The sequence below is a fragment of the Candidatus Hydrogenedentota bacterium genome (assembly GCA_012523015.1).
Classification (GTDB): Bacteria; Hydrogenedentota; Hydrogenedentia; order Hydrogenedentales; family CAITNO01; genus JAAYBJ01.
This window is the reverse complement of record JAAYJI010000058.1, coordinates 1-7,853: the sequence shown is the minus strand read 5'-3', so window position 1 is coordinate 7,853 and position 7,853 is coordinate 1. Positions and strand designations below refer to the sequence as shown.

Genomic DNA, 7,853 nt, shown 5'->3' with positions numbered 1-7,853 from the left:
TACGTTGTGCGAAAACACCTTGGCTAAGAATATAATCGCATGCCTCCCGGGCTGTACTCACGGGGAAATCATCACATTGGGCTGCGTTAATGCTGTTTTCTTCATAGGTGGCGACATACCAAATGCGCCCAAATTCGAGGGGAATACGCTGCACCTCAAGGCCGTCGTGACGCACGATGGCAAGCCAGCCTGCGCCCGCCTGCTTATCCACAACCGCGCTGATGCGGGGTGTATTATAGGCGTCTTTTTCGTAATCGAGCATGAGGGAGGCCAATACCAATGCCTCACGGATGGGCATACCTTCATCGTTTTTTTCCGCGATCACATCGGTCTGACTGCCATTGGTTGCGATGGCAACATCTCCTTGTCTGACGATGCGCACACAATTGTAGGCAATGTAGGGATTTTTAAATACATCCCCTTCATGACCGGGTTTGGGCACGATACTGACTTTTTTATCACCGAGCACCGCGGTACGATTGGGAAAAGAACGGCTGGAAACTCTGTACGCTGCACAAAGACGACCTTCTGCCGTGCGGCCCACGCTGACGATTCTGCCAATATACATGATCATTCTCCTTATTCTTGTCTCAGACTCTAAGTCGCTATTATAACGTCGGGTTTATGTTTAGTTGGCTTCGGATTTCCTGCCACTTCGCTTCGTCGGGAGAAGCGCCGAGACAAGAGACGGTTGCCGCGCCAATCATTGATGCCGCCTGACCGCTTTCTTCCAGTGTTTTTCCGGTCATAAGGCCGAAAAGTAAGCCTGCCGCCCAGCAATCGCCGGCACCGGTCGTGTCCACCACGGTATCCACCGCCACGCCCTGCACACGAACCCGTTCTGTTCCCGATTGCAGCCACGCGCCTTCTGCGCCCAGCTTTACTGCAGCCACGGGGCAACACGCTGCTAACTGCTCCAGCCCTTTTTCAGGGTCATCATCTTGTGCAAAGGCACGCGCTTCATCTTGGTTGGCGAAGACCATATCCACATGGCTGCGCAACAGATCGGGAAGCAAGTCTCGGACACTTTCCACCACTTCAAAAGAGGCAAGATCCACGCTTGTATCGGCACCGCAGGCTTTGGCAGTTTTCAATACATGAAGGACAAATTCAGGGTTATGCAGGGCATAGCCTTCAAGATGAACATGGCGGCAGTTTTGAAAATCTGCAGTGCTGACGTCATCAACATCAATGTATTTTGCTGCGCCGAGATCAGTGCGCATGGTTCGTTCCCCATCGGGCGTGATCAGGCTCAGACAGCGGCCGGTAGGTTGTGTGTCCATATATTTGAAGCAGCGCTCATGGCCGCCAATGAGGGCAAAAGCGTTTTTATAAGCAATGGCTTCATCGTCACGGCCCATTTTTCCCAGCAGCGCCACAGGCATGCCCAAGCGTGCCAAAGCGCAAACCGTATTGGCTGCGCTGCCGCCGGGAGCACAGGTCGGCGCTTGGGGAAGGCGCGCAATCAAGGCGTCCATCTGATCCGGTTCGATCCACTCCATACCGCCGCGGGCTCCGGAAACTTGTTCTAAGAAAGACTCGGGAATAGACGCCAAGAGATCCATCATGGGCGACCCAACACCGAGAATAAACTGTGGCGTACTAATAGCAATATCCCTTCTTGTTTAGGCTTGTGTGGCGACTGCCCGCCGGAGCGCTTCCACGGCATCCGTTTTTTCCCAAGGGAACTGTTCCCTGCCAAAATGACCATAGGCGGCCGTATCTTGGTAACTCCACCCTTGGGGCTGTGTCAGCCCAAGCCGTTCAATGATGGCAAAGGGTCGGAAATCGAAAAGATCGGAATTTTCCAGAACCGCCTGAATGCGTGCGTCGTCCACAGTGCCGGTGCCAAAAGTGGATACATTGATGCTCATGGGCCGGGCAACACCGATAGCATAAGCGACTTGAATTTCGCAGCGCCGTGCCAATCCGGCAGCCACGATATTCTTCGCCACGTAGCGGCTGTAATAGGCAGCACTGCGGTCAACTTTCGAAGGATCTTTGCCGGAGAAAGCGCCGCCGCCATGGCAGCCTACACCGCCGTAACTGTCCACAATGATTTTGCGCCCTGTTAGACCGGAGTCACCATTAGGACCGCCTACTACAAAACGGCCGGTGGGGTTAACGTAAAAAACGGTTTTTTCGGTAAGTAATCCGGTCGGCTCGAGCACCCTTTTAGCGACTGCGATCATATCTTCCCGGATTTGTTCAAGCGGCACATCTTCGGTCTGATGTGAAATAACTACATTCGTGATGTATTTCGGAATTCCTTCTTCATAACGAATGGTAACTTGCGATTTGGAGTCGGGACGCAGATAAGTCAATGCCCCTGTTTTGCGAACGTGTGCAAGTTCCAGGAGCAGCTCATGGCTATATTGTATGGTGGCGGGCATCAGTTGAGGCGTTTCGTCGGAGGCATAGCCAAACATCATGCCCTGATCGCCGGCGCCTTGATCTTGATTGTGTTTTTCATCGTCTCGGATACCTTGCGCAATATCCGGAGACTGGCCCTGGATGTAATTCAAATATTTAAAGGTTTTATAGGAAAAGCCGATATCTTCATGGACGTAGCCAATACGGCGCACCACTTCCCGAGCGATGCTTTCCGGATCAAGTTGATCCCATTTATCACAGGCAATTTCACCTGCAGTGACGACCAAATCAGGGGCAACCAGTGTCTCACAGCCCACGTGGCTTTTCGGATCCACTTGAAGGCAGGCATCCAAAATCGCGTCCGAAATTTGATCACAAATCTTGTCGGGATGTCCTTCTGATACAGATTCTGAGGTGAAATCGTGACGTGTAAGCAGCTTACTCATAAGCAGGTTCCTTTCCAAGAACTACTGAAAAAACACAGTGGTTTAAACTCATTTAGTTTCAGCCCCTTTTGTTTTTATACTATAACTTAGAACAAGTAGAAATACCAAGTTGTTCCTGTAAACAAGCCTGAAAACAACCGATGATTAGAGCATTGGATAGATGCTGTTTGGCTGAAAGCGCCCATGAGACCGATTTCAACATTTCCATAATTGGGATGTACAGCAACGAGGGCGCGGCAGATACCCTAAAAGAGCGGATACAACGAGCCGTTGACGGGCAGCGTGTGGAGGTGGCTTCCATGCGGTATCGCCCTTCTTCTTTTCAAATCCTTATTCGTTGTCTTTAAGTTTAGAGCGCGTTTCTACAAGGAGGTCATCTAAGATCAGGGTCCGTTCAAACCAAATCATAAGTAAGGTGCACAGGTAGCGCCTTCCCATTTCGCGCAAATGCAAATTGGATTGTCCCCACGTACGACCGCTCCAAGAAATGGGAATTTCGGCAATCTTGAAACGCCGTATAAGACTGGACAAGGACATTTCGATGGTGATATTAAAATGGGCGGCTTGGAGCGGACTGATGCTCTCGATCACATAGCGGCGATAGACTTTAAAAGCATTGGTTAAATCATTGAATCGGGTCAGAAAGAGGACGCGCAGCATCGCGTTGACGATACGGTTAAAGAAAAGCTTGACCGGGGGATATTGGAGGACTTTGCTGCCTTTTCGGAATCGGGAGCCAAAGACACAATCGTAGCCTTCTTCAATCTTTCTGTAGCAGGCGACTACATCATCAGGGCTGTCTGAACTGTCCGCCATGACGACGGCGACGACCTCGCCTTTGAAGTATTGCAATCCGCATCGTATGGCTCTGCCCAATCCGCCCGGCGGCGTGTTACTCACGACGCACAGTTCAGGATGCTCTTTGGCGATTTCCTCCAGAACTTGCAAAGTCGTATCGGTGCTGTTGTCATTGACGATCAAGAGTTCGTAGGGGATGCCTTCATTCCGCAGCTTGTCTGCCAATGCTTTTACGGTTCTCGGCAAATTTTCCGCTTCGTTATACGCGGGAATGAGTATGGAGTATAGGAGTTCGTTTGGCATCAGGATGAACGCCGTTCACGCCGGGTGATATCAAGATAGATTTGTTTCAAAATAGCCTGTATATCGAAGTTTGCTTTCCAATTGGGATAATGGCTCTTAAATTTGCGGAGGTCACTAATCCACCAGATGTGATCGCCGATACGGTTGGTTTCCGTGTAATCGGTTTCCATGGGGTTGCCTGTAATTTCTTCACACATCTGCACAGCCTCGAGGAGTGAACAGTTGCTGAATCGTCCTCCGCCTATATTATAGACTTCAGCGACTCGGGGCGCGTTGATGACTTCCTGGAAGCAGGCGACGAGGTCGGAAGCGTGGATATTGTCGCGGACTTGTTTTCCCTTGTAGCCGAAAATGTGGTAGGGCGTTTTGGTGACGGCGCATTTCATAAGATAGGCAAGAAAGCCGTGAAGTTCTGCACCGGCGTGACCGGGTCCGGTCAGGCAGCCGCCTCGGAAGATGGCAGATTTCATGCCGAAGTAGCGCCCGTATTCCTGAACCATGATATCCGCCGCCGCTTTGGATACGCCAAAGAGCGAATGCTTGCATTGATCAATGGACATGGATTCATCGATGCCTTCCGCGGCATAGGGATGAGAGGGATCAAGTTCCCAGCGCAGCTCTTGTTCGACGAGAGGCAGGTAGTTCGGACGATCCCCATAGACTTTGTTGGTGCTGGTGAAAATAAATACGGAATCAGGGGCGTGGATCCGAGTCAGCTCTAACAAATTCAGGGTGCCTGTGGCATTGATGCTGAAATCGGTGTGGGGTTCGCGTGCCGCCCAGTCATGGCTGGGCTGTGCGGCCGTATGCACCACCGAGACAATATCTTTGCCATAGTCCTTGAAGCATTGCTCCAGTTTGTCGTAGTCCCGTATGTCGATAGCGACATGCCGATAGGCGGGAATCTCTTCCTCCAATTGTTCAGCCATGAACTGCGTGGAGGCTTTCTCTCCAAAAAAATAGGCGCGCATGTCATTGTCGATACCAACAACAGTATAGCCTTGGTCTGCAAAAAGGCGAACGGCGGAGGAGCCGATCAAGCCTGCCGATCCGGTCACAATGATGGCGCCCATAAGGATCCTTTTTTTCGGGTATATCCCGATCAAACGGGTAGGAAGTAAAAACTGTAGATCACTATCGCTAAGCATTCTAACGAATGCGGTATGCGCAGAGTCAAGCACGCCTCTTCGCCGCTAGGAAACGCGTACATCCAATTCTTTTTCCCAAGGGAAAGGATCGGGGGCAAGCCTTCCAAGCGGCTGCTGCAAGCAAAGGCGATTCAAAAATAGGATGCTTGCGACAGTATATCGGAAGCATCCTGTATCTATTCAAGCGCTTTTTAAATCAGAAGGACGATGAAAGATATTTCCGTCGTATTAATAGCGCCAAAGCGCTGCCAAACAAGACGAGTGTGAGCAAGACTACGAATAGAGGTTTAGCAACGGGGACGGCCGTTACAACGCGTAATCGGATCACGGGTGACTGTGTCGTACCGGCGACACTATCCATGGCTACACATTGATAGTTGCCGTCATCGTCATATGAAACGGGATTAAATTTCAAGCTTGCATATTGTTCACCTTCGATCAATTCCAGTGATTTGTCTTCAGTGACACGATACCAGAAATAAGTGATGGAACCTGCGCTGTTGACGGGGTTCACACGGATTTCAACTGCGGAACCGACCTGTGCAGTGAGGGGATTCGGGCCCTCGTAAAGCAGTGCAAATGCCTCTCCAGTTTCTCCTTCATTTGGCGCTTCGCCTTCGCCCTCACCGGGCACTTCGCCTTCCTGAGGTGCTTCGCCTTCACCTTCACCCGGTTCTTCGCCTTCACCGGGCTCCACAACACTGATGATCGCTGCTTCAGAACTAAGGGTATCACTTTGGTTGTCGGAGACGGTTACAGTGTAGGTGCCGGCGTCGCCGGATTGGAGGTTGTTTAGGTTCAATCTGTCGTTTAAGGGTTGGTTTTCAGGGGGAAGAGGTATCCCATCCTTAGCCCATTCATAGCTGAGGGGTGGTATACCGCCTGTTACTGAAACAGTCAACGTGAGGGCGCCGCCTTGTTCATAGCTGCCGCTTTCGGGTTGAAGGGTAAAGCTTAATCGTTCATAGACACTCAGGCTTGCCGTTTCAGAAGGCACAGATGAGGAAATGGTCGCCGTATCGGTGACGAGGCAATAATAATCACCGACCTTGATATTCAACGGCGCGTTGAGATTCAGTACGGGAGCATGAGGTTGCTGCCCTTCGGGAAGTGCCATGTCGTTACGGTACCATTCGTAGGTGTAGGGAGCAACACCGCCGGACACTTCAATTTCAAAAGTGACCTGCCCATCATCAACGTAGGCAAGCTGGTTTTCAGGACCGCTAATTGACATAGCATCTGCCACGTTCAACACGGCGGCAGGACTTGGGCTGACTACGCGGCCTTGTGGCGCCACGCCAAGCGCATCAGTCACGACGACATCATAATTACCGACGTCGCTTGGCGAGACCGGATCAATCAACAAGAAGGGTTGATCCGCCGCGCCGAGACTGACACCGTCTTTGCGCCATTCGTAATGGCGGGTACCATGTCCGCCGGATACTTCCACGCTGAAGAGTGCTGCGTTCCCGACCGAGATGACTGACGAGGTGGGCGCTTGAAGGATGGTGAGCGGTTCTGCCACACGTACCAATACATCGGTCATGCTCGAAGCTTCTTGACTCAACGCGTCCTGTACGGAGACTGCGTAGAATCCGGTGTCGGCTAATTGCGCTGCCGCCACGGTGTAGGTGATGTTGTCGCTGCCGGACAGAGCTGCTCCGTTATGTTCCCATTGGTAGTGCAGCGGCGCAACACCTCCTTCAGGCACCGCATTAAGCGAGAAGGAATCGCCCACATAGATATCCATATTTTCTTCGCTAATCGTCACCGCTAGGGGCGCTGCCAGAGATAAGGCTGTGCCTTCGGGTACGGTGGTTGTCCAAATTGCGCCGGCGCCTATATCGCCGAGCAGGTAGGGGGCGTAACCATCAATGTTCACCGTTACTGCGAGAATAGGCGCTGCCGTATTATTCACGACAAAAATTTGGTCATAGTCTAAGAAGGGAGATTCCGTATCGCGCAGAGCGACAATTTCAAGGCCCGGTGTTCCCACGTGCGCATTATCAAAAGCGGATTTATTCCAAAAATCGGATTGGGTGTAACCGCCGGTGCCCAAGCCGCCCTCCAGATGCGGCAGAATGGGGACTTGCAGTACAGCGTCATAAGGCGCATTCAAGCGCAGCCAGCCGTCATTGGTGGTTGTGCCTAGGACATAATCATCAGAAAAAACAGGAGCCGTTGGATTCGCCATGTTGCTGATGAGGGTGGCACGGCCACGCAATTCGCTGTCCGTATCAGCAGTATGATTTTCACATTCAACAGATCCGCTGTTGAGAATGACCGAAGCATGGAGTTTGACCATACCGGGTGTTCCCAAGCCGCCGTTACCGCCTGCGCCTGAAAGACCGCTTGCACCGCCGCTTCCGCCGTCACCGCCTTTGCCGCCTTTGCCGCCCGCCCCACCTGTTCCGCCATTCACATAATTGGGCCAACAACCACCGAAATTAAGCCACCACAAGCCTTGTTCGCCGGCATTTCCGCCGCCGCCATTATTTCCATCGCCGGCGCTTGATCCGGCATTACCCGATTGAGCCGTCTTTTCGGAATCACCTTGCGTTGGATTCCCTGCAGAAATATCCACGATACCATTGAAAGCGAGCAAGCCCCGGGCTGCCAATACAACTGCGCCGCCGCCGTTTCCGCCTTTACCGCCGAGAGCAGCTGTTTGAGCGTCACCGCCTTTACCGCCATTTCCACCATTGCTGCCTGCGCCGCCGTTTCCACCGTTTCCGCCTTTGCCGTCGATGGGTGTGTTACATTGGGCAACATAACTTGTCCATGC

The 7,853-nt window shown here is 52.1% G+C and carries 7 protein-coding genes; 1 reads left to right on the top strand and 6 read right to left on the bottom strand.

From position 1 onward, the window contains the following. From GX117_02490 to GX117_02480, 3 genes are all read right to left on the bottom strand, one after another. Positions 1-568, bottom strand: a 568-nt coding sequence (locus tag GX117_02490) for an IMP cyclohydrolase (GenBank protein NLO32217.1), incomplete at its 3' end; no start/stop codon positions are given. Between the two features lie 40 nt (positions 569-608). Beyond that, entirely contained in the window at positions 609-1,568 is a 960-nt protein-coding gene (locus GX117_02485; GenBank protein ID NLO32216.1) for an adenosine kinase, read from the bottom strand. A 57-nt stretch (positions 1,569-1,625) separates the two neighbouring features. Beyond that, entirely contained in the window at positions 1,626-2,819 is a 1,194-nt protein-coding gene (locus GX117_02480; protein NLO32215.1) for a methionine adenosyltransferase, read from the bottom strand. A gap of 167 nt (positions 2,820-2,986) precedes the next feature. Here GX117_02480 and GX117_02475 point away from each other — a divergent pair, with 167 nt between their 5' ends. Then, entirely contained in the window at positions 2,987-3,166 is a 180-nt protein-coding gene (locus GX117_02475; protein NLO32214.1) for a hypothetical protein, read from the top strand. On the opposite strand, the gene GX117_02470 is transcribed toward GX117_02475, so the two are convergent. The 3 genes from GX117_02470 to GX117_02460 all read right to left on the bottom strand — a co-directional run. Then, positions 3,150-3,920: a glycosyltransferase family 2 protein gene (locus GX117_02470; protein NLO32213.1), complete on the bottom strand. Its 771-nt coding sequence runs from the start codon at positions 3,918-3,920 to the stop codon at positions 3,150-3,152. The two genes, GX117_02475 and GX117_02470, sit on opposite strands and share 17 nt — an antisense overlap. Continuing rightward, positions 3,920-4,993 (bottom strand): NAD-dependent epimerase/dehydratase family protein, encoded by a 1,074-nt coding sequence (locus GX117_02465; protein NLO32212.1) that lies wholly within the window; start codon positions 4,991-4,993, stop codon positions 3,920-3,922. The genes GX117_02470 and GX117_02465 overlap by 1 nt, the downstream gene beginning before the upstream one ends. Before the next feature lie 271 nt (positions 4,994-5,264). Beyond that, positions 5,265-7,853: hypothetical protein (locus tag GX117_02460; protein NLO32211.1), on the bottom strand; the 2,589-nt coding region annotated here is incomplete at its 5' end.

Excerpts from the sequence above, each read along its gene's own strand:
- GX117_02485 (NLO32216.1), bottom strand. The coding sequence starts at position 1,568 with ATGATGGATCTCTTGGCGTCTATTCCCGAGTCTTTCTTAGAACAAGTT.
- GX117_02465 (NLO32212.1), bottom strand. The coding sequence starts at position 4,993 with ATGGGCGCCATCATTGTGACCGGATCGGCAGGCTTGATCGGCTCCTCC.
- GX117_02480 (NLO32215.1), bottom strand. The coding sequence starts at position 2,819 with ATGAGTAAGCTGCTTACACGTCACGATTTCACCTCAGAATCTGTATCA.
- GX117_02470 (NLO32213.1), bottom strand. The coding sequence starts at position 3,920 with ATGCCAAACGAACTCCTATACTCCATACTCATTCCCGCGTATAACGAA.